Genomic DNA, 23,292 nt, shown 5'->3' on the forward strand with positions numbered 1-23,292 from the left:
TCAGTCCGCCGGAGGGAGCTGGGCGAGTATCGCTCCGTGGGGCCGGGGCTTCGGGTGACGACCGATCCGGGTGTGCGTCTCGATGACTTCGAAGCCGACTGCCCTCAACTCGTGCGCCAGAGCTTCTGGCGGCCAGCGGTACGCGGTGATCACGGCGTGATCGAACGGCTCCACGGTGTCGCTGATGAAGAACCCGACGAGGAGGGTCCCACCCGGCTGGAGCACTCGAACGAACTCTTCGAGTGCGGGCCGCATGGCGCTCGGTTCATGGTGGATCAGCGAGTACCACGTCAGGATCCCCCCGATGCTTCCGGCGGGGTCGGGCAGAGTGTCGAAGCTTCTCTGTTCGAAGGCGACGTCGGGGTAGGTCCTCCGCGCGTGGTCGACGAAGCTGCCGACCTGGTCCACGCCGCGAACATCGTGGCCCTGCGCGGCGAGGTACGCCGTCCAGTGCCCGGGGCCGCATCCCGCGTCCAGGAGCGGACCGCCGGTCTGCGCCGCCCAGGTCGTGACGAGCTGCAGGTCGGACGGGTGCACGGAAGAGATCGAGCTGAGCTGCTCGATGTAGTCCGCAGCTCGACGCGAGTATGCGGCTTCGACGTTCGAGGGCATGACGGGAGACTAGGCCAGGTCACCATCTCCCGACACCGATCCCGTCTTCGGTGAAAGAATGGCCCGTGCTCGATCGACCTGAGATTGTCTGCATCTCGCCCGTCGCCGAGCGCGCCGCTGGGGCCGTCCTCAATCCAGGAATGTGGTCGGGTCGAATTCGCCGATCGGGATCACCCGGATCCGGGACAGAGGAGCGTCGAAGACCCGCGCGTCGTACTCGAGGTCGAACTTCTCCAGCCCGGCGAGCGAGTTGAAGCCGACGTTTCGGAACTCTGCGAATGAGACGACGCCGACTCGCCGCGGTGGACCGATCAGGCCCGCGATGTCCTCGATGAAGTCGCCGTCGTGGCTGACGAGCATCACGTCGGCAGAACGACCGTCGAGTGCGCGCAGTGTGCGCTGGATGGCGATGTCGACGACCTTCTCGTCTGGCTCGCCGGACAGAGGGACGACGATGTAGTCCATCGCCTTGAGCGCCTGGACGAATGCCATCGGGATACCCGATGACGCGTTGAGGAAGAAGACGCCCCGCGCCGCCTGGGCCCACTCTCTTCCTGCGAATGCGAGGAGTCGATCCCACCGCGGCCGCTCGTCCGGCTGCGGCCGCCGGTTGAGAATCGAGGTTCCGAGCGTCGCGTCGATGTTCTCGCCGTCCACGAGCACCCATGTTGTTCGAGAGTCTGCCGCTGACAAATCCGTCTCCTTCGTGAGCAGTTCAGAGCGAATCATATGTGGCGCAAGGACGCGGCCTTCGCGGCCACGCTGCCGACTCGAGCCCCGTAGGCGACGAATCCGAGCATGCCGCCAGCGACGACCAGCACCCCGAGAGTCACTACGGGCATGGGAACGGGAATCAGAGCGAATACGCCACCGAGGACACTCACAACTCCCGAGCAGACCGTCGCGCGTCGCGCTCGTACATGCGCGGCCAGCCAGGCTTCCTCGCTCGCCATCGTGCTCGGAATCCGGATCCCGGCGAGTTGATTCCGCTTGAGACGCCCGGACGCCGCCGCATTCGCCATCCAGATCAAGAGGACGCCGGCGCCCACCATGACGACGAATAGGACCAGCCTCGCCACCCACTCATTCTCCACAGCTTCGACGCTATCCCGCGCCCGATCAGCCGCCCTACGACGCTTCGGCGTTAGGGTCTCATCTCACGGCTGCCGGCATAAGAGGCCCCTGTCCGAGTGTCGCCGCCCTCACGCACAGTGCCTATTCGGGACGTTTCTCCACCCAGGTCACCATGAGATACGGACTGTAGACGAACACGACGGTGTCGTTCTTCCAAGGGACTTCGATCAAACCCTTGCCCGCCTCCATCGCCGCGACGATCTGCGAACGAAGCGCCTCCCACTCGCTCACGTCCGTGAAGCGGAACTTCCTGTAGGCCGTCTCCGGCCCGATGTACAGCGTCACGTCCGATGCCATGCAACGGACTCTATCGACGTCACGCGCCATCGTTGATGGAAACGCGTCTGCCGATGTCCGAGCCGTCTTCACCCCGCGGTGGACGCGGGCCCGCAAGGCTCCGAATCGAACGTCACCGGGAAAGAGGTGATCGGCCCGGGGTAGACGTAGTAGCGCCCGACGGCCGAGGTCATGGTCGTGCCCGCACCCAGGGGCAGTCACCCAAGTACGGGTACCGGCTCGGGTATACCGTGAACGCTGACGTTCCTGTGCGCGAGCATCACTTGGATGTCGGACGACAGGGTCCGCTCCCCGACAGCACCGGAGCTCGGATTGAGGTGGTGACGCGCGTCCAGCTGATTGACTGGTGCCTATGGACGCCATCGCGATGTTCCCGCTGGGCAGTGTCCTGTTGCCGTACACACCGCTGGTGCTGAGGGTGTTCGAACCGCGATACCTCACCATGATCGGGCGCCTGCTCGACGTGGAGGATCCGGAGTTCGGGGTCGTCCTCATCGAGCGGGGTCTCGAGTCAGGCGGTGGGGATCAGCGCTCCTCCGTCGGCACCATGGCGCGGATCCTGCAGATCGAGGCGGGCGCCGCGGACCTGTACGTGGTCGCCGTCGGCGGGGAGCGGATCATCGTCGACCGATGGGGCGAAGAAGACCCGCACCCGGTGGCCGACGTGTCGACGATGGCCCCGCTCGTGTGGGACGAAGCGCTCACGCCACTCCACCGCGAGGCCGAGCAGGTCGTGCGCCGCCTCGCGACGCTCGCCTCCGTCCTGGATGAGGCTCGATGGGATCCCGGGACGGACCTTTCGGAAGACCCGGTGGAGTCGTCCTGGCAGCTCGCCGCGATCGCTCCGCTGGGCGAGTACGACCGGTTCCGACTGCTGAACTCGACCAGCCTCGGCGGCCTGCTGCGCGGCATCCTCGACCTGTGCCTCGAGGAGGAGCCGGCGCTCATCGCGCGCGTCGCCGATGCGCGCGACGCGGGTGCCGGCAACCCCTGACCAAGGCGGCGCAGGAGAACGACACGAAACTGCATGCGTCGCCCGACTGCCGACGGAGATCAGGCGAACAGTTCGTCGAACGCGTCCGTACGCACACGCGGAGCCGCGACGGCCCGCGTGAGCGCCGGCTCGGGGGTGACGGCGGCGGTGCTGACCGGCTCCATGAGAGCGCGTGCGGTCTCGGTCAGGAATCTGCTGGGCTTGGCGGCGACATGCTTGGCCAGGAACGCAGTGGGGTGCGTGGGCAGCTGCGAGGGCACGTAGACGTCGAGGGTGTCCCGTGCGCGGGTGAGCGCAACGTAGAAGAGGCGCTGCTCCTCAGCGAGGCCGGCGCGCGAGGTGAGTGCCATGTCCGAGGGCATCGCGCCATCGTTCGCCCGCATGAGGTGCACCGTGTCCCATTCCAGGCCCTTGGCGGAGTGGATCGTCGACAGGGTCAGCCAGTCCTCGTCGAGGTGTGGCTGCTTCGCCCAGTCGCCGGCGACGTTCACCGGGTCGATCGCCTGCTCGCTCACGAACATGCGGAGATCGCTCTGCCCGGCGGCGGCCTGCGCGATGCCGTCGACTTCGGTCACCCGACGGTGCCAGTCCGGGTAGTGCGCGCGCAGCAACGGGTCCACCGCGCCTCGGCACGCCTCGACCAGCTCCGGCGCGGCGGTCGTGGAGTCGACCGCGCCAAGCAGCGACAGGGTCGACGCGAGCCCCGTGCGCGCCTTCGCCGGTGCCGCCGCGACCGCGTCCGCCGCGCGATCGACGCCCCCGTCCGCAAGGATCTTCGCCAGTCCCCGCGCACTCGCCTTGCCGATCGCGCGGTGCCGGGTGAGCAGGCGATACCAGGACACCTCGTCCGCCGGATTGAGCACCACTCGGAAACTCGCCAGCAGGTCGCGCACGTGCGACGTCTCGAGGTAGCCGATCCCGCCGAACTTGTGAAACGGGATCCCCCGCACCTTGAGCTCGACCTCGAGCTGCGCGCTGTGGGAGCCGGTGCGCATCAGCACGGCCTGCGAACGCAGGGGCGTGCCATCGACGTGCGCGGCGAGGATGCGGTCGGCGATCGTGCGGGCCTCGTCGTCGGCGTTGCGGCACGTGACCACCGTCGGCCGGCCGCCCGGCTGCGCACGGTCGGCCACCAGTTGCAACCTCAGCTCGCCCGGCCGCACCTGGTTCGCGAGGTCGAGGATCGGTTGCGTGGATCGGAAGTTGCGTTCGAGGCGCACCAGCGTGGCGTCGGGGTACGCCTCGACGAGTTCGAGCAGGTGCCCGGCGCTCGCGCCCCGGAAGGCGTAGATCGCCTGTGCGTCGTCGCCGACGACCGTGAGCCCGCGACCGTCGGGACTCAGCCCGCGCACGATGTCGACCTGAAGCTGATTGACGTCCTGGTACTCGTCGACCAGCACCCAGTCCCACCGCGCCCGCAGCCGCGCCCCGACGTCGGGATCGGCGACCAGCGCCCGCCAGGCGATGAGCAGATCATCCAGGTCGAGCAAGCCGCGCTCGCGTTTGCGGGCGCGGTATTGACGCAGCAGGCCGGCGATGGCGTCGGCCTGCTCGAGCGCCCACGGAAACTGCTCTTCGATGACGGTGCGGGCCGGGGTCGCAGTGTTGATCGTGCGGGAGGCGATGTCCGCGATGGTGCGTGTCGTGGGCAGGCGAACCTCGGTGCCGTCGAGCCCGTGGTCGGCGCGCAGCAGGTCGATGAGGTCGATGACGTCGTCGGGATCGATCACCGTCACGTCCTCCAGCCCCAGGTGCTGTGCGTGCTCGGCGACCAAGCGGTGCGCGACGGCATGGAACGTGCCCCCGGCGATGCGCTGCGCAGCCTGCGCGTCGCCGCACATCACCGCAGCGCGAGAGAGCATCGCGGACGCCGCGCGCCGAGTGAACGTCAGCAGCAGGACGCGTTCCGGCACGACCCCGGCCTCGAGCAGCCGCGCCACCCGAGCAGTGAGCACGCGTGTCTTCCCGGTCCCCGCCCCCGCGGCGACCACCAGCGGCCCCTCACCGTGCTCGACTGCCTGAAGCTGTGCCGGATCCAGTCCCGCAAGCGCATCGCTTACTGCCACGCAGGTGACCGTAACGAGAACCCCGGACATTTCAGCCAGCGGCCGCCGCCCTCGCGTAGCCTGTCGGAATCCGCAAAGGGTGGGAGATCTCGCAGAGGCGAGCGACGCCGCAACGCCCTCAGGTGCCGAGCGTGGAGACCAGCACGCCGCCGTCGGTCGGCAGTACCCGCCAAACGCTGCCTTCTCCTTCGACCCGGAGCGTGCTGTCACCCACGATCAGGGCGGTGCGCTCGTCGATGCCGAGCCCACCCGCGACCATCCCCGACTCGACGGCCGCGACCAATCGGGACAGCATGCCGCGCTGAGCCACGTGCACCTCGATGGCCACGTCGACGAGGCCGATGCCGGCCTCGATCTCCAGTTCGTCCCCCGCTTCGTCGGGGTCCTCCGGTGAGACGACCACGCCGCCGATGCGCGAGCCGCCTCCGAGCGATCCCTCCGCGACGATCATCGCTCCGGCCGAGACGCCGAGGTACGGCACACCGCCCGCAACCAGCCGACGCAACTCGCTGAACACCGGCTCCAGCCCGGAGCGCACGTCCTCGACGACGCCGCCACCCACCGCAATGCCGTCGACGTCGGCGATCGCGCCGGGCCCGATCGGCTCGCCGTGGCGCCCCGCGGTCAGGTGCACGTCGATCGCGGATCCCGTTGCGGCCTCGGCGAGAAGCTCGCCGAGCGCCACCGCCTTCTCCGCTGCCTCGGGGTGCAGGGAGATCACCGCGATGCGCGGCCGCGAGCGGCCCGCGTCGGCCGCTCGCGCCACCGCTTCAGCGATGAACGGCGCATAGAGCGGGGCATCCGCAGCCGTGGTCGCGCCGCCGCCGATGAGGTGCACGCTCACGCGACACCACTCCCAGCTGCGGTGGCAAGCGATGGTGCTGCATCGCCGAGCTGGTCGCGACTGAGGGTTCCATCGACGCCGGTGCCCGCGTCGTTCGCATCGAAGGTCATCCGGAGAGCCTACGCGGGCCAGGGTCGAGCCCGGGGACCAGCGCACACGTGCATGCACGCCGATCACCGATCGGAAGCGGCCGGTCCCTCAGCGGATGGTCCACCCGCCGTCGACGACCAGCGTCTGGCCGGTGACGAGCGAGGCCGCCGGGGAGCAGAGGAACAAGACCGCTCCGGCCACCTCTGTGGGCTTGCCGATCCGATGCAGCGCCGCGATCCGGTCGATGACGTCGGCGCGGAACGCGGGGTCAGACAGCGCGTCGGCCGTGCCGTCGGTTTCGATGAACGTGGGAGCGACCGCATTGACGCGGATGCCCCGGTCACCCCACTCGACCGCATGGCAGCGAGTCATATGCAGCATCGCTGCCTTTGCCACGCAGTACGACGACTCGCCGGGCAGCGCCACGATGCCTGCTTGCGATGCGACATTCACGATCGCGCCCCCGGACGGCATCGAGCGCGCGACGTGCTGCGAGAGGAACAGCGCCGAACGGACGTTCAGCGACCACACCGCATCGAAATCCGCCTCCGTGACGTCGATCGCCGGCGCATTGATCCCGCCGCCGGCGTTGTTCACCAGGATGTCGAACGCGCCATCCTCCGATGCGGCGTCGACCGCTGCTCGGGCCTCATCGAGCCGCGTGACATCGAGGGCGATCGAGGATGCGGAACCGCCCTCAGCCCGAATCGCCCGGAGTGGCTGATCCGCGCTTTCCGGATCACGGACGCCGAGGACCACGTGGGCGCCTGCGGCCGCGAGCGCGTGCGCGATCGCAAGACCGAGACCGCGGTTGCCGCCTGTGACCAGCGCTCGCCGGCCGGTCAGATCGAAGTACTCCATGTCGCTCCTCACTCATTCCCTCCGAAGCCTGTCCTCGAGTGCGCGACGCGCACCGGTGATGGCGTGGTCGTCAGCGGTAAGAGATCACCGTCACACTGTCGCTGAGCCGTGTGCGCTTCCCGCCCGCCACCTCCTCGTCGGGGAACGTGAACGTCCCTGCTTCGATGCGAGTGCCTGTCTCAAGTGTGCTTCCGATACCCAAGCCCGCCCCACATCCCGTGTGCTCCCACTCTCCATCGCGGATGTGGATCAGGCACAGGGTGTCGTCAGTGCCGCGAGCAAGGTAGATATCCGCGCCCTCGACCTCGCCGACGAAGCGGGTGCTATCGGCGTCGACATCCTGCGAGGCAGCGCCGACCAGGACATCGCGATCTGTCTGCACCGATTCGAACTCGGGAAGCGTCGTAGGCGAGCAACCCGCGAGAACCAAGGTGGAGAAAAGGGCCAGCACCGCCGTTGCTCGCGATCGCATCTCCGCACCATACAGCGGCTCATCGGCACCGGCGAGGCGGACCGCAGAGTCCCAGGCCCGTTGCGCGGTCGCTCTGCGAGCGAGCACGCCGCCGCAATCCGTGGGAAGCGCGGCTATCTTCGAGCGGTGAGGTTCGTCGACTCGTTCTTCGACAAGGACAACAGGTACTCGCTCGGACGCGACACGGGATCGCTCTCCGCGTACCTGTCGATCCCGGTATCAAGCAGCACCGTCGACTATGAGGAGTATTACGCGATCAGTGATGCGGAGTACTCGACCCTCAGCGGCGATCTGGAAGCGGCGAAAGCATTCGCCGAACAGTGCCGCCGGCACGAGCTCGACGATCGGCTGATCCTGAAGCCGGGCTGGAACCGGGGCTCCCCACGGTAAGTCGCTCGGGACACCGGTCGGACTTCGGCCGCTGGGTACAGTGCTGCGCATGGAACAGATCCCGCCCCCGCGCCGCCAAATCCGCCTGTTCCCGGACTATTCGCGCGACTACCCGCTCTGGGAGAACTCGACACCGACGTGGGACGTGGGCTACGCCACCACGCCCGAGACCTATGGACTCAGTCACGAGCTCGGTCAGGACCTCGCCGGATGGCAGGCCTTCTTCGAGGAGCACGCCGACCCGTTCGACGGGTGGGACAGCGACGCGAACCTGCAGAAGTGGTTGCGCGACGGAGAGTGGCTCGCCCGTCGCCTCGAGGAAGAGGTCCAGGACTTCGCCGACGTGAAGCGGGAGTTCGGCGACTGGCAGGACACCAGATCGTGAGCCCGGCGGGTGCTTAGACGGGGCCTCGCGCGTGCACCTGCGGCAAGCCGCGCACAATAGGTCCCATGGTCGAGATCTCCGACGCGGACTTCCAGGCGATGGTCGCCGGAGAGTACGACGCTCTGCCCGAAGACATGGTGAGAGGTCTCGAGAACGTGGCGATCCTCATCGCGAACCAGCCCGCGGGCGAGCGGCCGCGGCTGTTCGGGCTCTACAGCGGGCGCCCGCTGAAGACACGTGGCGTGTACGGCTACGGGGAGCTCCCCGACCGGATCACCCTGTTCAAGAACAACATGCAGGAGCACAGCCCGGATCTCGATGCCCTTCGGGCGCGTGTTCGGATCACCCTCGTGCACGAGATCGGACACTACTTCGGGCTGGATGACGCACGCCTGCGCGAACTCGGGTGGGCCTAGAACGCGGACGCGCTCGCCGTCTGGCGCGCTCCGGTCTGCAGCTGAGGGACATCGCCGTGGCTCGACACCTATCGCTGCCGAACGTGACCACATCGGCCTACGCGGTTGTTCCCCCGACCGGCGCGGCCGCTTCCACGCCGAGCGCCGCACGCAACTCCTCCTTCGCTTTCGCATAGCGGCTGCGCGCAGTGGACGACCGGATGCCGAGCAGGTCCGCAGCCTCCGCGAGACTGAGCCGCTCCCAGTGCACCAACCGCACGAGTTCCGCACGGTCGGGGTCGAGCCGCGCGATCGCATCGCGCACCTCGGCGCCCTCGTCCGCGGCAGGCGACACGCCGTCCGTTCCTTCCGACGCCCGAATGCGGTCAGCGAGAGCCCATCGACGACGCTGACCGCGCGCGTGGTTGAGGAGCGTCGTGCGTGCGATGCCGAACAGCCACATACGCGCACGCTCGGGATCGTCCGGCAGATCCTCCGCCCTGCGCCACGCGACGACCATCGTTTCGCCGAGCAGGTCGGGAGCGTCATCGAAGCCGACGCGCCGCTGCAGATAGGCCAGGAGGAACGGGGATGCCGCGGCCAAGGCGGTCTCGAGGGCACGCGTCACCACTGCTCGCCCTCGCAGTGCACCTGGCTGCTGCTGTTCGTGACGCTTCCTTGGCCGAACCCGCGCGTGCCCAGCTCCACGTAGAGCGCCTCGCTCACGGCCAGGTCGACGGCACTCCAGTAGTTGAGATCGGGCAGGCGCGGATCTGTGATGGGTTCCGGTTCCTTCGCCTGCGCGTCTTCGATCACGTCGAGGTACTTCCCCATCAGCGGCTCGACCTCTGCCGACAGGTCGGCCTTCGCGAACCATTCGTCGATGACCCGATCGAGCTCGAATTGTCGGAAGGGGTTTGAGGCGACGAAGTTGCCCTGCCGCAGTTCGCACTGGCCCCAGGTCGGCGAGGTGTACGTGTAGCTGCGGTTCGGCTCCATCCCCGCGCCCCACAGCCACGGCGAGGACGCGGTCGCGATCGCCGCGCCGCCCACGAGCACGAGCGAGAGGATCGCCGCGGCGATGCCGATGAGCCGGCGCCGCGGGGGTTTCGCCTCCTGCGCAGCGGAGGCGATCATCGCCTGCAGGTCGACGGGATCAGCCGAGCGGACGGTTGGCGCGGAGCGCTCGAACAGAGCGTCCAGGGGATCGGGGGTCATGGCGCCTCCAGATGGGAAGTGGTTCTACTCCGTACCTGTCCGGCACACGCTGGTTCGTCCACACCAGGATCCAGCACTCCAGCCCCAACTCCTCGAAGGGAGGAATCACAGTTTGCTGGGCCTGCCGTCGCCATACCGGGAGCGGTACCATGACGCGCAGGCGCTCCGCTGGGGGCGAGCGCAAGTCGCGACAGCGGCAATCAGGCTCACAACGCGTCGCGGCGAGTCATTTTCTCTGCATTTGGAGCAGTGATGACCGACACGACGAATGGAAAGATCGCCCACCAACAGCAAGCCCAGGATGAGCAGCCGGACTTCATCACGGCGGCCCTGAAGACCCACCGCTATCTGCGACTATCGTTCGTCTTCGCCGTCGCAGCCCTCTTCATCGGCGTGATCATCGCCTCGGTGGCCGGCGGCTACGTGAAGGGGTCGATCAGCTACTACTACTGGACCCCGGCACGGAACGTGTTCGTCGGCGTCCTGATCGCGGCATCCCTCGCGATGCTCGCCCTCAACGGCCGAGGAGGTGCGGCGAAGATCCCGCTGGGAAGGCGGACCCTCACACTCCCCAGCCCCTCGACGCTGCTCGATTTCGCTGCGATCTTCGGACCGCTCATCGCGATCGTGCCCACTGACGTGAAGGCCACTGAGCAGGGTCTGACCACGTTCACGTGCGAGGGCGAGGAGCAGAGCTGCCTGCCGAAGGCCGCATTTCCCGAGGTGCAGAACGCGGTCCTCACCTACATCCTCACCCTCGTGGTGGTCGTCGTGGTGATGCTGATCGTGCAGCGCAAGGAGAAGCGGAAGCGGTTCGCACTCCTTGTCCCTGTGACCGCCGCCGTCACCGCCGTCGCCCTCTTCCTCTTCACCTTCGTGGCGAACGGCGCGTTCCCGTACTTCCGAATCGGCCCGTGGAGTTTCAGCATCCACTACATCGCCACGTTCCTGTTCTTCGCCGCGTTCGCCACGGTGGTCTGGATCCGCGGCATCCGCGACAACGACCCGGAAGACCGCACCCCGGCGACTGACACCCAGAAGCTCTGGTACAAGATCCTGGCGATAGCGATGGCCGCCGACATCCTCTTCCTTGTCGGGCTGGCCGTTGTGGCGCAGTTCGGCATCGAAGACGCGATCCCTGGCTTCCCGGAGGTGTTGTTCGGCGAGGCGATGGGGCTGACCCTGTTCGCCGTCTTCTGGGCCATGCAGACGCGACAGCGATGGAACGAGCGCATCACCACGCTTCCGGAGCCGGGGACGGCTGCCGCAGCGCAACTGCGCCAAGATCTGGCGACCGCGGCGTAGCGACGTTCACCACCCTCGGCACGCCCATCGGGCGCACTCAGACGAGTCGTCGAGCGCACGCCGACTGAGTTCGATCACGGTTCCCACCAGGCCGGTCCGGCGCCGAGCGACCTCCCAGGTGCGCAAGGTACGGTGATGGTGATAGGCGAACTTCTCATTCGTCTCGCCCCGGCCGTGTGGTAACGGTCGGGGCTTCCTCTTTGTGTGTGCGGATCTGCGAGTCAGCGCCACAAGCCGCGGGCCCATCGGAAACGCGACGCTTCGGCGTACGGATCGAAGCCGGGTCCCTCTCTGCGACGCCAGATGACATCTCGAGGCAGAGCAGAGGGTCGAGGAGTTTCCGACGGCAGATACCGTCGGGCTATGAGCGACCGACTTCCGTTGAGCCCCGACGAGCTACTGACCACGACCCGATCCGTGCGGCGACGGCTCGACCTTCAACGTCCCGTCCCTGTCGAGATCGTGAGGGAAGCAATCGAGGTGGCGCTGCAGGCGCCGACAGGAAGCAACGCCCAGACATGGCACTGGATCATCGTCACCGACGTGGAGAAGCGCCAGGCTATCGCCAGACTGTACGCGCGCTCGTTCGCCCGGTATCGCGCATCCGGTTCTCGGACGTACGCCGACCCGACGCGCCAGGCGGTTCAGCAGCGGGTGTCATCGAGCGCCGACTACCTGGCTGAGCACATGGGGGAAGTCCCGGTCCTCGTGATCGGTGCCATCTTCACGGGGGCCGAGGAATTCGAGCCCGGAAGCCAGGCCGGTCTGTGGGGGTCGCTCCTCCCTGCCGCTTGGAGTCTGCAGCTCGCGCTGCGGGCTCGCGGCCTCGGCAGCGCCTGGACGACTTTGCACCTCGCGTACGAGCGCGAGATCGCAGAGTTGCTCGGCATCCCGTCGACCGTGCGCCAAGGCGTGCTGCTTCCCGTCGCGTACACCGTGGGAACCGACTTCCGACCCGCGCATCGCGCGCCGCTCGACGACGTCCTCCACATCAACGGCTGGTGAGGCTCAGGACGTCATCCCCGAACGCGGTGACCGATGCCGGTCCTCCTGGTGGGAACCGAGGACCGACGCTGTCCTGATTGTCTGGCAACGTTGAGCAGACGAACGAAGGAGGTTCCCATGTCCACGCTGCCGTCCCGTCCCATTCCGCCAGCCCCTGCCGGCTCGAACACCGTGAACTCGTTCATCATGACTGATGATGCTCTCGGTCTCATCGCCTTCGTCGGCGCCGTGTTCGATGCCTTCGAGAACCTCGACGCCCGCACGGCTGACGCCGACGGGCTCGTCCTCCACTCCGAGATCCACATCGGCGACTCCCTCCTGACCATCGCCGACCGCAAGCCGGCTTGGCCTTACACGCCCGCGTTCACGCGCGTATATGTCGTCGATGCCGCGGCCACCCTCGAGCGCGCCGTCGCACAGGGTGCGCGAATCGTCACAGAGCCCACCGAATTCTGGGGCGATGTGTTCTCACGTTTCGCCGACCCTTTCGGCCACCTGTGGTGGGTCTACCAGCACACTCCCGCGGAGCAGGGAGGGGATGCGGCACCCTCCTCCGACGACTCGCCGACTGCCACCGACGGATGGAATGCCGACGAAGCCGGCGAGTCGTGGGAGAACTTCGCCACACCCGAACTCGACTACATCCACGCCTCGCTCATCGATGCGATGGCAAGTTTGCGCGATCCACGCGGGACCCACTGACCTCCTCCCGGCGGGGTCGTATGCGCCCTTTGCGCCGTTGGTCACCGCTGACATAAGCCCGCAATCGCATCGCCGAGCGTCGCTCCGCCGTCTAAGGCAGCGTGAGCGCGGCAATCACGTTCGCCGCGCTCCCGGTCATCTCGGCGATCGCCAGGTAGCGCAATTCCGCAGGGTCTGGGTCGCCTACGGCTGTCCCTGAACGCCGGGTCATGTGTGGACGGTAGCCGGCCCGCCAATACGCAGGCTCGGCCGCGGCGAAGCCAGGCTGATTCTGCAAGGCATTCGCGAGGCGCTGATGCAGGTCATCGATCTCGGCTGACTCGATGATCCGGACCGGGATGTTCCGCTCACGCCCAAACATCTCATCGGCCGAGAAGCGGACCGGTAGCGGCGCTTGATCGACGCAGGCGTCCGCGATGACACGCACGACCTCGTCTCGAGATCCATCGAGGACGAAGTTGGGCGCGAGGGTCACGTGCAGCGGCCACTCGCGCCTACTGAATGTCACCCCGACGGCAAGCGGGGCTACCAGGGCGACGACTACATAGAGCACCACCGCCCCAGTCTCATCGATCGAGCCGGGCGCCTGCCCCATGCCGGTCGGTCGGCACTAGATCAGCGAGGTACGCATCGATACTGGGGTCGCGACCCAGGTACCCATCGGCGCGCTGTGGTCCTGCCTACGTGCGTCGAACGCGCGACGGGGCGGGGTCGCGGACGCGATCGCGGCCGACTCTCCGCCATTTGAGATCGGCGCCCAGAAACCGAGCGCCGCCATGTTCGACTACGCGCTGAACGCACTCGCTGTGACACCACAGGAGGCGCTGTTCGTCGGAGCCCGATCCGGACCCGATCGGCCTGCCGAGTCTCGTCGGCGCCAAAGCATCGGGGCAAATAGACTCTCGCTGAATTACTGGAGGGTGGACGAGCATGCCGCTTGCCGCACTGGTTATGGCCCTGGTGGTACTGGCCATCATGCTCCCGGTGATGATTGTCGCCATTCTCTGGCCTGGCGCGCTGGCCAGGCTGAATGCAGCGGGGATCCGTAATCTTCCTGTCGCCGCGCCACGGTCAATGCGGGAACAAGCCGCATCCAACTCCACGCCTGGAACGATGCGCTTCACCGGCATCGCCGGCCTCGCCATCCTGATCGTGGTGGGCACTGCTGTCACGCGGACGGCTCTCGAGCGGGGCGTCGACGAAATCACACCGGAAGCCTCGCGGTGGATCGTCTGGCCGGTCTACGCCATCGGTATCGCGCAGGCGCTATTCGGGCTCTGTCTCATCATCTGGTCAGGGTGGATCTTCGAACGCCTCCAGGGAAAGTTCGAAAAAGACGGCGCCCATCTTCGCCGTTGGATGATCGTCGTCCTCGGTGCCGTGGCACTCGTCATGGCGGCAACCTCCCTTTTCGTCGCCGTATCACTGGGTTGACACTTTGGTCCGAATGCCGGTCGGCAACCGAGCTTGGATGGCGGTGAGCGGCTCGCCGCCTGGGGTGTCGTTGGTTGCTGGCGATGGCATCACTTCAACGACGTCAACGCCGAACCGCTCCTCGGGGAGGGGATGCGGCACTACGGGTCCCCTTGGACGGACCTGGGTCACCTGCTGCGCGCCACCGGCCCGCGGCGCAGGGCGACGAAGTTGTCAGCGGACCCCTCGACGAAGCCGCTGGCGACGACCGCTGAGCGTGTTACTCGACGACGGAGATACTCTCGCGGAGACGGGCGATCGCCATGACAAACTCGTCCGATCCGCTGTCACTCCACAGTTCTGCGAGTTCACCTTCCGGCGACGTCGCCAGCTCGAGCGCGCTGAGCGCGACCGACCCGATCCCAAGTGGCGTATTCGGAAGCCGCTTCACGAACGCGGCGACGCTCTCGGTGTAGACGTCCGACTGAGTTGGTCTCCCGTTGGCGTGCGCGACAACCTCAGCCGCCGCGACGGCGACACTCGCGACGTCCGCATCGATGGTTGCGGGCTCCTCTTCGAGGACCTCAGTCAGCGCGTCAAGGACCAGGTCCCAACTCTCGGCCTCGTCTAGTTCCCAGGCCCAGTCCGCGGCGGTGTCGTTGCCGAACGGCTCTGCACTCCATGCTCCCACGAGGGAACATTAGCGCCGGGCGCCAGACCACTGATGACACCTGTGGACAACACCGTCACGGGTTATCTCACGCCAGCATGCGGGTCGCTTCGCGCCCCACATCTCAGGGTTGATCGTTGAGGTTTCCGAATGGAAGGTCTGGCTGCTCGCTTTCGCGCTCCCCATCGCGGCCTCCGTGCTCGCAATCATCAGCGGGCACGGCCGAGACATGACCGAATGGTGGTGCCTCGAGCGCGCTGGCCGAACGCGGCCCCGACGGACTCGAACGGCAGCCGGGTCATCAGGCGAGCAACAACGGCATGCTCAGAACCCGGCGGACCGTCCCGTTGTTTCCTCGATCCTCGTCTTCCCGGCGCATCCCGATCTTCTCCGCCACCCGCATCGACGCGTGATTCTCGGGGTGGACTATCGCGATGACTTCCTCGGCTCCGAGTCGGTCTCTTGCGAAGTCGCGGCACGCGGTGGCCGCCTCCGTGGCGAGCCCCAGCCCTTGCCAGCCGGGCAGGACGTGGTAGCCGATCTCGAGGCGCAGGGTTCCGTTGACGTCCTGCCAGGTGAGCCCACACTCCCCGACGAACTCCCCGGCAGTGGTTTCGATGATCCACAGCCCGTGCCCGTACTCGGCGTAATTCCTCAGGTTCCAATCGATCCACGATGCCGTCTGTTCCCGAGTCTTAGGGGCGGGATAGAACCGCATGACCTCGGGATCCCCGAGAAGGCCGGCCATCGCGGGCAGATCGACCGGAGCCATCTGGCGAAAGCGCAGGCGCGGAGTATCCGACGGGAGCATCCGTCGACCATAACGAAAGCGTCCAGCACCGCGCCATCGGGCACACCCGCGCGACTGTCGCGGTCGGAGTTTCCTCGCATGATCGCATGGGCGTCCGGCGTCGCCCGATCATCCGCCGCTGTCCGCGCGGCTACGCGCCCGTTAGCGTTTGTACATGTCCGTTCAGGTGCTCCCCGCCACTGGCAGATGGGACGACTTCGCCACCTTCATGGTCCCGCGCAAGCCGGGCGCCGGCGGATGCGTGTGCATGTCGTACCGGGACTCGCGGCTGGGGATGCCGGAGCGAATCGAGTACATGCGGGCCGAGTGCTCGACGAGTCCGGGCCCAGGAGTCCTTGTCTACATCGACGATCAGGTCGCGGGCTGGTGTTCGGTGGCTCCGAAATCCACGTACCGGCGGCTCATGAACTCGCGCACGATCCCGCACTTGGATGAGGAACGCGAGCCCTGGTCCATCGTCTGTTTCGTTGTCCGGGGCGGGTTTCGCAAGCGCGGGCTCATGCACGACCTGCTGGCCGGTGCGATAGAACATGCGCGGACGGGCGGCGCGACGATCGTCGAGGGGTATCCGATCGATACCGGCGAACGGGTCGATCAGATCAGCGGCTACGTCGGAACAGTTCACCTGTTCGAGGCCCACGGCTTCGTCCGGATACAGGCGACGGACGCCCACTCCGGTGGCGCACAGCGCTGGGTCATGCGACGGGAGCTCGCACCGGGCGACCGGCCGAGCTGACCGTTGGTCACTTCATGCCGCCGGTTCATGGCAGTGATCCACCGACGGCTTGCTGATGAGAAGGGGCTCAACCCCACCCAGAAAACACGAAAACCCGCGGAATTCCGCGGGTTTTCAATGCTTACTGTCTCAACACAGTGCGCGCCCGAAGGGACTCGAACCCCTAACCTTCTGATCCGTAGTCAGATGCTCTATCCATTGAGCTACGGGCGCATGTTGCTCGCTCTCGCGCACAACGTCGTCAAGAATACCTGACGGATGCGCGCCGCGCGAATCGGCGGTCGGATGCTGGTTTCCCGGGCGTGTCCGCGCGCATCAGCGCTCCCCTACCCGCCGTCGAGAGCGCGCAGCTGTCGTTGCAGCGCGACCTGTCGGTAGGAGGTGTCGATGAGCTCGGCGAGGAGCTCCCAGTCGCCGGCATCCGCTTCGACGCGGATCGCGAGCCAGCCGTACGCGCCCTCGTAGGGCGGCACGAAGACGTCGTCGCGCTTGAGAAGCACCGGGCGCTCCAGGTCGTCGGGGATGAACTCGACCGCTCCGGCGTCGTCGTGGGCGGCGCCGACGATCGCGAACTGGCGCTTGCCCGCGCGGAAGGTCGAGCGGCCGTGCGCCGGCACCTCCGCCGCCTCAGGGTAGGGCAGGCAGATGCCGCGCACCCGCTCGGTCAGCGGATGATCCAGAGGAAAGCGCATCGGATGCGGTGGGGCTGCGTCGGCCACGGCTCGAGGGTACGCCGGAGCACGGACACGCGTCAGGAATCGAGCTCGCTGACGTCGATGCCCGAGATGCGCGGCGAGTGTGCCGCGGGCTCGGCCGGGGGCGCAGCTGGGCCCACGCGCCCGGAGGCTCCGGGCGACGCGCCAGCGGCGTCTGGAGGAGGCGTGGGGACCGTCTCCGGATCGTCGTGATGACGCTTGTGGGCCGCGAGGCGCGGGAGGTCGACGAGGCGGATCGACTGCATGCGGGCGGCGCGCATGCGGTCGTAGTCGGGGTCGAGCTCTGGGCGCATGCTCTCGACCCGCAGGCGGCGCTGGAGGTTGGCCTCGACGTCGCCCCACGCGGCGTCGCGCGACTGCTCGATGAAGGTCCGGACCACGTGAGGGTCGTCGGCCATGCGCCGGAGTGCCGTCGCGACGCCGGCGTACTGCCGGCCGCGCCGCCGGAGGTTGCGGGTGTCGCGGTCGCGGTAGTCGTGCGTGCCGTCGGGATCGGTGAACTTGCCCCACGCCTTCTTCCGCTGACGCTTCACGAGCGCGGCAGCCTGCTCCTGCTCGTCGGCGAGGCCGAGAAGGGTCTCACGTGCGAACGGCGTGAAGGCCACCACGTCGAACGCCTCGTCGTGCGCGATCGTCTCGACGAGGATGCGGTTGCGGATCGCCAGGCGCGCTGCGGCGGACGCGATGGACACCCCTTCGGCGATCGCCTCTGCGGTCTTGCCCATCGAACCTCCCCTCAAAGGCTAGCGTCCGTCGGGCACTCCCGAGTCAGCGAGAATCGTATGCGCGGCTCGTCGACGGCGACGACCGGACCGAGAGGCATCACATGGCGAAGCAGCCACCCCTGGACGTGCGCGGGCGCACCACCGTCATCACCGGCGGCGCCGCGGGAATGGGCGCCGACGTCGCACGGCAACTGGCCGCGCGAGGAGCGCGCATCGCCCTGCTCGACCGCAACCCCGAGGGCCTCGCCGCGGTGGCCGCGAGCCTCGACGGCACCGGGCACACGACGCACGTGATCGACCTCACCGACGACGACGCGGTTGCCGCGGTCGTGACGGAGGTCGAGGCATCCCATTCGCGCATCCAGGCGCTCGTGACGTGCGCCGGTTCGTCGATGCTCGGCGACATCGACCAGGTGACCATGGCCGAGATGCGCTGGCTCATGGACGTGAACCTGTGGGGCACCGTCAACGTCACGCAGGCGCTGCTGCCGGCGCTGCGGCGTGAGCCGGCGGCGCACATCACGCACCTGGTGTCGATCTACGGCCTCGCGGCGCCTGCGGGACGCATCCCGTACGCGATGAGCAAGTTCGCGGTGCGCGGGTTCACCGAGTCGCTGCGTCACGAGCTCGAACGCTCCACGATCACGGTGGGCGCGGTCTACCCCGCGGGCGTGAAGACGGGCATCATCCTGCACGGCCGGTACGCCGCGGCGATCGACCCCGCGGTCGCCCAGCGCGCCGCAGCCGCGCAGGCCGCGATGTACCACACCGAGCCCGCCGACGCGGCGGCGCGCATCGTCGAGGCGACCGTCCGCCGGCGTCCGCGTACGATGATCGGCCGCGAGGCGCGCCTCGTCGACGTGCTGGCCCGCGTCACGCCCAAGCACTACTGGGCGCCGATGCGCCGCCCGCTCCGCGACGCGATCGACACCACGACGCCGGTCCGCTGACGCCGCCTCGCCCGCGCAGAGTCCTCCGCGGCGGCCGTGCCGCGAGCGCGCGACGAAGCCCCGAGCGGCAGCATCCGTCGGTCCGTGTATCAAGCGCCACGCGCCGAATCAACCCCCTGCCTCGCCCCGTGCCTCGCGCGTAGCGTCGGTCTCATCCCTCATGAGAGGAGAGATCGATGGGATTCATGGAAGACGCGAAGGAGACGGCCAAGGCCGTCGGCGAGAAGATCCAGGACGCGTGGGAAGACACCACCGATCGAGTCGGGGACAAGGTCGACGAGATGAAGGCTGATGCCGAAGTCAAGAAGGCCGAAGCGGAGCGCGACTCGGTGAAAACGCGCAACGAGATCAAGGAAGACCTGCGGGACAGCTGATCCGCAGACGATGAAAGCGGAGCCGACCGGGGGGCCGGCTCCGCTTTCGCTGTGTCGCGTGCGGAAGACTCAGTCGATCGCGGCGATGCGCCACGAAGCGGTGACGGATGCCTCGGGCTCGATGACGATGAGCCCGGCGTCGTAGTCGTACGACCCGGCGTTGAACGCGTCGGGCGCGCACGTCATGGGCTCGACGGCGAGGCCGAGGCGGCTCTGCACGGCGTCGGGCTTGTCGGCGGTGTGGATCTGCACCCACGGGCACGCGGCATCCCACGACATCTCGACACCCGACCCCGCTGCATCCGTCACGCGCACCGTGGCGGTGCCGTCGGCCTCGCGGATGAGACCCGAGTACGCGTGGTCGATCTCTGCCGCGCCGATCACGCGGGCGGAGCGGAAGTCGAAGCGCTGCGGGTCCTCGGCGTCGACGGCGACGAGGTCGGTCGGGATGAGGCGGTCGGGCGTGACCGCCAACACCTGGGCGGCGGGGAGCTCGAGCGTCCAGCCGTCGACGCGGCCGTCACCGGCGACGAGGTAGGGGTGCGGGCCGGTGCCCCACGGAGCGGGCTCGTCGCTCTCGTTGTGCGCCGTCACCGACTGCGTGAGGCCGTCAGGCCCGAGCGCGAAGGTCGTGGTGATGACGAGACGCCACGGGAAGAACGTCTGCGGCTGGATGACGGCCGCCAGGGTCACGTGGTCGGGGCCCTTGTCGATCGCCTCGAAGTCGAGCCACGTGGCGAGGCCGTGCAGCGCGTGCGAGCGCGCGGGCTCGGTGAGCGGCAGCTGGAAGTCGCGGCCGCCGAACGAGTAGCGGCCGTCGACCACGCGGTTCGGCCAGGGGGCGAGGGTCGCGCCGCGGTGCGCGGGACGCACCTCGTCGGCTTCGAACGGCACGACGAGGTCGCGGCCGCGATACGTGAGCGAGCGGAGCGTCGCGCCGACGCTCGCCACGACGGCTTCGTAGTCGCCGGCGCGGAGTGCGTGCTGGGTTCCGGATGCGGGGGGACGTGCCATGGTTTCGATCCTCTTCAGATGCGGGACGTTGTCACAGTAGTTCGCGCGGCCCGTGGCGGGCCAATCGGCCCGAGCACCACGCGCGGTGAGGGGCCCGCATCAGAAGATGCGGACCCCTCACGTGTGCGCTAGTTGCAGCCGGCTGCGGCCACCGTCACGGTGGACGCGTGGCTCCGGCCGTCCGCGGACTGGGCGCTGATCGACACCGTGTCGGCGGCGATCGAGGCCAGGCGCGTGGTGAAGGTGGCAGAGGTGCTCTTGCCCGCGGCGACGGTGACCGTCTTCGAGCCGTAGGCACCCCCGATCACGATCGTGGCGGCGACATCGTCACGGTTCGTGACCGTCACGACCTCGGTCACCTTGCCGGCCACGCAGCGCGTGGTGCTGGTGGCGGTGATGTCGAGGGCGATCGACACCGCCGAGGAGGACGACGTCGCCACGAGCCCGTCGGGGTAGCCGTCATAGTGCGCCGTGACACTGCCGACTCCCGCGGGGGCCGTGACGGACGCCGAGGCGTCCTCCAGGTCGACCGTCTTGCTCCACGAGCCGCCCGAGAAGGTCACGGTGCCGACGACGTCGCCGCCGTCCGCCGCCTCGACCTCGGCGGTCAGCGTGCTGCCGGACGCTGCGAGGGTCGTCGTCGAGGCCACGGCTGCGACATCCGTCCACTGGTGCATCGCGGTGAGCACCGACTGCGTGACGCTCACGAACGCACCGTGGCGGGGGCTCGCCGGCAGCCCGCCGACCGGGCGGACGTTCCACGCGGCGCGCTGCGACAGGCGGTCGGACTGCTGGCTCGACGCGATCGCCGCACCCGTGGTCAGGAACGCCCGGTAGCCGCCCGCGCTGTAGTTGTCGACGAGGAACACATAGCCGTCGCCGGCGTTGTTCGGGTCGCCCTCGTTCAGCTTGATGATCTCGGGGCCTTCACCGGACTGCCCGGTCTCGAGGCTCGTCATGCGGGTGTCGGTGAGCTGCCACGTGGATTCGGGGTTCGCCGTCCAGCTGGACTGCGTCGTGGGCGCGGTGAGCACCTTCGAACGCTCGAGGAAGATGTCCTTGCCCGCCTCGAGGGTGCCGGCGGCGCCGCTCTCCTCGTTCTTGGTGAAGCGGTAGTAGTAGTCCCCGATCTTGGTGACCGTCGAGTCGATGCGCGCGTACCCGGTGTCCTGCCAGCTCGCCGGCGGGTACGTGTACGTCTTGAAGTCGCGCGTCAGCACGTAGAACATGCGGGCGTACAGCTTGTCGGAGTTCGTGTGGGTCGCGTCCGAGTAGAGGCGCGAGGCGAAGAACACGACGTACGACTGCAGGTCGTCGTCCCAGTACGCCTCGGGCGCCCACGTCATGCCGGCCTCGGGCTGGTTGATGGTGATGCCCGTGTTGTCGCCGTTGGTGCGCTTCCAGTCCACCAGGTCGGTCGACTCCCACACCTCGATCTTGAGGCTTCCGGCCGACTGCGCCGGGCCCCAGCCCGTGCCGCAGCTGATGCAGAGGTCGGTGGCGACCATGTAGTACTTGTCGCCGTCCTTCGAGCGCAGGATGTACGGGTCGCGCAGACCCTTGGTGTCGGCGGTCGACGTGATCACGGCGTTGCCGCCGTTGACCGGCGAGAACGTGAAGAAGTCGTTACCCGACGTCGCCGCCTGGTAGATCTTCTCGTCGCCGTCGGACTTGAAGTACGCCGCCGCGTAGCCGGCGTCGGGAGCCCAGCGGCCTTTCTCCGCCACCGTGACCTCGAACGTGCGCTCGGCCGTCTGACCGTTGAGCGTGGCGTGCGCGGTGAGCGTGACCTCGCGGTCGCCCTCGCCGTAGGCGGGGCGCGTCACGATGCCGCCGCCGGCGTACGGGTCCGCCGCACCGACGGCGGGCGCCGCGTACGAGGCATCCGTCTCGGTCACGAGCTCTTCGTCCGACGACGTCCAGGTGATCGCGGACGCGTTGACGGCGCCCTTCGTCGCCAGCGGCAGGTTCTCGGTGGTGCGCGTCGCGAGCGAGATCGCGTCGAGGTCGGCCGCCACCGACGGCGCCAGCACGGTGACGTCGAACGTGAGCGTGCCCAGCGCCGTGGTCGCGGTGAGGGTGACGGGGGTGTTCTCGGTGATCGAGCGCGAGACGACTCCGGCCGTCGAGACGACCGACGGCGCCGACGACGCCCACGTGAGCGCGACGCCGTTGACCGTCGCCGGCAGAATCAGGTTGCTCGAGACGCTGTCGAGCGATGCGTTCGCCCCGAGCATCGTCGCGAGCACGTCTCCGCGCAGCAGGGCGGAGGTCGCAGCGGTCTTCTCGGCAGCAGTCGGCATGCTCGACGACACCTCCTCGGCGGTGAGCGCCACATCCCAGAACTTGACGTCGGAGACATCGGCGCGAAGCAGCGGGTCGCCCTGGTACAGCGACCGGCCGAGGTAGCCCAGAACGTCGCCGCTCGGGATGATCGAGCTCATCGCCCGGGTGTGGGTGAGCGTCGAGATGACCGCACCATCGCGGTACAGCGTCAGGGTGCTGCCCGAGCCCACCATCGTGAGCGTGGTGAAGCCCGGGTTGAGGCCGCCGCCCGCCGGAAGCCGGCTCTCGCCGTTGTCGGTGCCCGACTTCACGCGGATGGCCGAGAGGACCTGGTTGGTGTAACCGCCCTGCGACGAGCGGGGGCTGAGGAAGACGTGGTTGCCGAGCTGGGTCGTGTTCCACGGTCCGATGCCGTCGCCGATGACCCAGCCGAAGTGGTTCGCCGACGTCTGGGTCGAGACCGTGTACTCGACGGTGAAGTTGTTGTCGGTGCCGGTCACGAGGCCCTTCGGCAGCGACGCGTAGCCGTCGGCCTTGAAGCGCAGCACGTCGTCGCCCCCGGCGTCGACGAACGACGCGTCGGTGAGGTTGGTCAGCGTCGCGTTGCGACCGTTGCCCGACACGTCGATGAGGCTCGTGCCCGCGTGCGTCATGTCGTAGTGGGCGGAGGGCGCCGGCACGTCTGCGGCGTAGGCCGCGAGCGGAGCCGACAGGCCGATCGTGGTCACGGCGAGCGCACCGGCCACGGATGCCGCGATCGCGCGCCGTGCGGTGGGTCGCCGTGTTCCATTCCGAGGGAGGGTGGAGCGCTGTCTCTTCATCGAGCT

General features: G+C 68.0%; 28 protein-coding genes and 1 tRNA gene. 11 read left to right on the forward strand and 18 right to left on the reverse strand.

The window, feature by feature from the left end; all coding sequences use genetic code 11:
• The 4 genes from ACLBXX_RS10265 to ACLBXX_RS10280 all read right to left on the reverse strand — a co-directional run bounded on the left by ACLBXX_RS10265 (position 1) and on the right by ACLBXX_RS10280 (position 2,043).
• Positions 1 to 612, reverse strand: a complete 612-nt coding sequence (locus ACLBXX_RS10265; RefSeq protein ID WP_447657941.1) for a methyltransferase domain-containing protein — start codon at positions 610 to 612, stop codon at positions 1 to 3.
• A 129-nt stretch (positions 613 to 741) separates the two neighbouring features.
• Positions 742 to 1,341, reverse strand: coding sequence for an NYN domain-containing protein (locus tag ACLBXX_RS10270; RefSeq protein WP_447657942.1), 600 nt, complete (start codon positions 1,339 to 1,341; stop codon positions 742 to 744).
• The gene (locus tag ACLBXX_RS10275; protein WP_447657943.1) at positions 1,338 to 1,691 is read right to left on the reverse strand and encodes an SdpI family protein; all 354 of its coding nucleotides are present in this window, start codon (positions 1,689 to 1,691) and stop codon (positions 1,338 to 1,340) included. The genes ACLBXX_RS10270 and ACLBXX_RS10275 overlap by 4 nt, the downstream gene beginning before the upstream one ends.
• A gap of 136 nt (positions 1,692 to 1,827) precedes the next feature.
• Positions 1,828 to 2,043 (reverse strand): hypothetical protein, encoded by a 216-nt coding sequence (locus ACLBXX_RS10280; protein ID WP_447657944.1) that lies wholly within the window; start codon positions 2,041 to 2,043, stop codon positions 1,828 to 1,830.
• Positions 2,044 to 2,395: 352 nt separating this feature from the next.
• Here ACLBXX_RS10280 and ACLBXX_RS10285 point away from each other — a divergent pair, with 352 nt between their 5' ends.
• Positions 2,396 to 3,037: an LON peptidase substrate-binding domain-containing protein gene (locus ACLBXX_RS10285; RefSeq protein WP_447657945.1), complete on the forward strand. Its 642-nt coding sequence runs from the start codon at positions 2,396 to 2,398 to the stop codon at positions 3,035 to 3,037.
• Positions 3,038 to 3,096: 59 nt separating this feature from the next.
• Here the strand turns inward: ACLBXX_RS10285 and ACLBXX_RS10290 are convergent, their stop codons facing one another.
• The 4 genes from ACLBXX_RS10290 to ACLBXX_RS10305 all read right to left on the reverse strand — a co-directional run bounded on the left by ACLBXX_RS10290 (position 3,097) and on the right by ACLBXX_RS10305 (position 7,370).
• The gene (locus ACLBXX_RS10290; protein WP_447657946.1) at positions 3,097 to 5,133 is read right to left on the reverse strand and encodes an ATP-dependent helicase; all 2,037 of its coding nucleotides are present in this window, start codon (positions 5,131 to 5,133) and stop codon (positions 3,097 to 3,099) included.
• Between the two features lie 88 nt (positions 5,134 to 5,221).
• Complete coding sequence (locus tag ACLBXX_RS10295) at positions 5,222 to 5,947, reverse strand: Type 1 glutamine amidotransferase-like domain-containing protein (RefSeq protein WP_447657947.1); 726 nt, start codon at positions 5,945 to 5,947, stop codon at positions 5,222 to 5,224.
• 198 nt (positions 5,948 to 6,145) lie between these two features.
• Positions 6,146 to 6,898, reverse strand: a complete 753-nt coding sequence (locus ACLBXX_RS10300; RefSeq protein ID WP_447657948.1) for an SDR family NAD(P)-dependent oxidoreductase — start codon at positions 6,896 to 6,898, stop codon at positions 6,146 to 6,148.
• 70 nt (positions 6,899 to 6,968) lie between these two features.
• Positions 6,969 to 7,370: a hypothetical protein gene (locus ACLBXX_RS10305; protein ID WP_447657949.1), complete on the reverse strand. Its 402-nt coding sequence runs from the start codon at positions 7,368 to 7,370 to the stop codon at positions 6,969 to 6,971.
• A gap of 126 nt (positions 7,371 to 7,496) precedes the next feature.
• Here ACLBXX_RS10305 and ACLBXX_RS10310 point away from each other — a divergent pair, with 126 nt between their 5' ends.
• From ACLBXX_RS10310 to ACLBXX_RS10320, 3 genes are all read left to right on the forward strand, one after another.
• Positions 7,497 to 7,760 carry a hypothetical protein gene (locus ACLBXX_RS10310; RefSeq protein WP_447657950.1) on the forward strand — a complete coding sequence of 88 codons (264 nt, stop codon included), beginning with the start codon at positions 7,497 to 7,499 and terminating at the stop codon, positions 7,758 to 7,760.
• A 49-nt stretch (positions 7,761 to 7,809) separates the two neighbouring features.
• Positions 7,810 to 8,145, forward strand: a complete 336-nt coding sequence (locus ACLBXX_RS10315; RefSeq protein WP_447657951.1) for a hypothetical protein — start codon at positions 7,810 to 7,812, stop codon at positions 8,143 to 8,145.
• Positions 8,146 to 8,210: 65 nt separating this feature from the next.
• Positions 8,211 to 8,561 carry a metallopeptidase family protein gene (locus ACLBXX_RS10320; protein ID WP_447657952.1) on the forward strand — a complete coding sequence of 117 codons (351 nt, stop codon included), beginning with the start codon at positions 8,211 to 8,213 and terminating at the stop codon, positions 8,559 to 8,561.
• Between the two features lie 97 nt (positions 8,562 to 8,658).
• Here ACLBXX_RS10320 and ACLBXX_RS10325 read toward each other — a convergent pair whose 3' ends face one another.
• Positions 8,659 to 9,168, reverse strand: a complete 510-nt coding sequence (locus ACLBXX_RS10325; protein WP_447657953.1) for an RNA polymerase sigma factor — start codon at positions 9,166 to 9,168, stop codon at positions 8,659 to 8,661.
• On the reverse strand, positions 9,165 to 9,758 hold the full coding sequence (locus ACLBXX_RS10330; RefSeq protein ID WP_447657954.1) for a hypothetical protein: 594 nt from the start codon (positions 9,756 to 9,758) through the stop codon (positions 9,165 to 9,167). The genes ACLBXX_RS10325 and ACLBXX_RS10330 overlap by 4 nt, the downstream gene beginning before the upstream one ends.
• Positions 9,759 to 10,010: 252 nt before the next feature.
• On the opposite strand from ACLBXX_RS10330, the gene ACLBXX_RS10335 reads away from it, so the two are divergent.
• The 3 genes from ACLBXX_RS10335 to ACLBXX_RS10345 all read left to right on the forward strand — a co-directional run bounded on the left by ACLBXX_RS10335 (position 10,011) and on the right by ACLBXX_RS10345 (position 12,770).
• The gene (locus ACLBXX_RS10335) at positions 10,011 to 11,063 is read left to right on the forward strand and encodes a hypothetical protein (RefSeq protein WP_447657955.1); all 1,053 of its coding nucleotides are present in this window, start codon (positions 10,011 to 10,013) and stop codon (positions 11,061 to 11,063) included.
• A gap of 363 nt (positions 11,064 to 11,426) precedes the next feature.
• On the forward strand, positions 11,427 to 12,068 hold the full coding sequence (locus ACLBXX_RS10340; protein ID WP_387139857.1) for a nitroreductase family protein: 642 nt from the start codon (positions 11,427 to 11,429) through the stop codon (positions 12,066 to 12,068).
• Between the two features lie 117 nt (positions 12,069 to 12,185).
• Positions 12,186 to 12,770: a VOC family protein gene (locus ACLBXX_RS10345; protein ID WP_447657956.1), complete on the forward strand. Its 585-nt coding sequence runs from the start codon at positions 12,186 to 12,188 to the stop codon at positions 12,768 to 12,770.
• Between the two features lie 91 nt (positions 12,771 to 12,861).
• Here ACLBXX_RS10345 and ACLBXX_RS10350 read toward each other — a convergent pair whose 3' ends face one another.
• A complete protein-coding gene (locus tag ACLBXX_RS10350; protein WP_447657957.1) occupies positions 12,862 to 13,326 on the reverse strand; it encodes a 2'-5' RNA ligase family protein in 465 nt (154 codons plus the stop codon).
• A 374-nt stretch (positions 13,327 to 13,700) separates the two neighbouring features.
• Between ACLBXX_RS10350 and ACLBXX_RS10355 the strand changes: the two genes are divergently transcribed.
• Positions 13,701 to 14,204: a hypothetical protein gene (locus ACLBXX_RS10355; RefSeq protein ID WP_447657958.1), complete on the forward strand. Its 504-nt coding sequence runs from the start codon at positions 13,701 to 13,703 to the stop codon at positions 14,202 to 14,204.
• A gap of 259 nt (positions 14,205 to 14,463) precedes the next feature.
• Here ACLBXX_RS10355 and ACLBXX_RS10360 read toward each other — a convergent pair whose 3' ends face one another.
• Positions 14,464 to 14,874: a DUF4259 domain-containing protein gene (locus ACLBXX_RS10360; RefSeq protein WP_447657959.1), complete on the reverse strand. Its 411-nt coding sequence runs from the start codon at positions 14,872 to 14,874 to the stop codon at positions 14,464 to 14,466.
• A gap of 280 nt (positions 14,875 to 15,154) precedes the next feature.
• Entirely contained in the window at positions 15,155 to 15,664 is a 510-nt protein-coding gene (locus ACLBXX_RS10365; protein WP_447657960.1) for a GNAT family N-acetyltransferase, read from the reverse strand.
• A gap of 154 nt (positions 15,665 to 15,818) precedes the next feature.
• Between ACLBXX_RS10365 and ACLBXX_RS10370 the strand changes: the two genes are divergently transcribed.
• The gene (locus tag ACLBXX_RS10370; protein WP_447657961.1) at positions 15,819 to 16,400 is read left to right on the forward strand and encodes a GNAT family N-acetyltransferase; all 582 of its coding nucleotides are present in this window, start codon (positions 15,819 to 15,821) and stop codon (positions 16,398 to 16,400) included.
• Positions 16,401 to 16,540: 140 nt separating this feature from the next.
• On the opposite strand, the gene ACLBXX_RS10375 is transcribed toward ACLBXX_RS10370, so the two are convergent.
• The 3 genes from ACLBXX_RS10375 to ACLBXX_RS10385 form a co-directional block, all read right to left on the reverse strand.
• Positions 16,541 to 16,613 (reverse strand) — tRNA-Arg (locus tag ACLBXX_RS10375).
• A 113-nt stretch (positions 16,614 to 16,726) separates the two neighbouring features.
• Positions 16,727 to 17,119 carry an MmcQ/YjbR family DNA-binding protein gene (locus ACLBXX_RS10380; RefSeq protein WP_447657962.1) on the reverse strand — a complete coding sequence of 131 codons (393 nt, stop codon included), beginning with the start codon at positions 17,117 to 17,119 and terminating at the stop codon, positions 16,727 to 16,729.
• Between the two features lie 32 nt (positions 17,120 to 17,151).
• Positions 17,152 to 17,841, reverse strand: coding sequence for an asparagine synthase (locus ACLBXX_RS10385; RefSeq protein ID WP_447657963.1), 690 nt, complete (start codon positions 17,839 to 17,841; stop codon positions 17,152 to 17,154).
• A gap of 101 nt (positions 17,842 to 17,942) precedes the next feature.
• On the opposite strand from ACLBXX_RS10385, the gene ACLBXX_RS10390 reads away from it, so the two are divergent.
• Positions 17,943 to 18,791: an SDR family NAD(P)-dependent oxidoreductase gene (locus ACLBXX_RS10390; RefSeq protein WP_447657964.1), complete on the forward strand. Its 849-nt coding sequence runs from the start codon at positions 17,943 to 17,945 to the stop codon at positions 18,789 to 18,791.
• A 176-nt stretch (positions 18,792 to 18,967) separates the two neighbouring features.
• Entirely contained in the window at positions 18,968 to 19,165 is a 198-nt protein-coding gene (locus ACLBXX_RS10395) for a hypothetical protein (protein ID WP_447657965.1), read from the forward strand.
• A 69-nt stretch (positions 19,166 to 19,234) separates the two neighbouring features.
• Here ACLBXX_RS10395 and ACLBXX_RS10400 read toward each other — a convergent pair whose 3' ends face one another.
• Entirely contained in the window at positions 19,235 to 20,179 is a 945-nt protein-coding gene (locus tag ACLBXX_RS10400) for an aldose 1-epimerase family protein (protein WP_447657966.1), read from the reverse strand.
• A gap of 128 nt (positions 20,180 to 20,307) precedes the next feature.
• A complete protein-coding gene (locus tag ACLBXX_RS10405; RefSeq protein WP_447657967.1) occupies positions 20,308 to 23,286 on the reverse strand; it encodes an immunoglobulin-like domain-containing protein in 2,979 nt (992 codons plus the stop codon).
• Positions 23,287 to 23,292 lie beyond the last annotated feature (6 nt).

It is taken from the genome of Microbacterium sp. C23T (assembly GCF_053345975.1).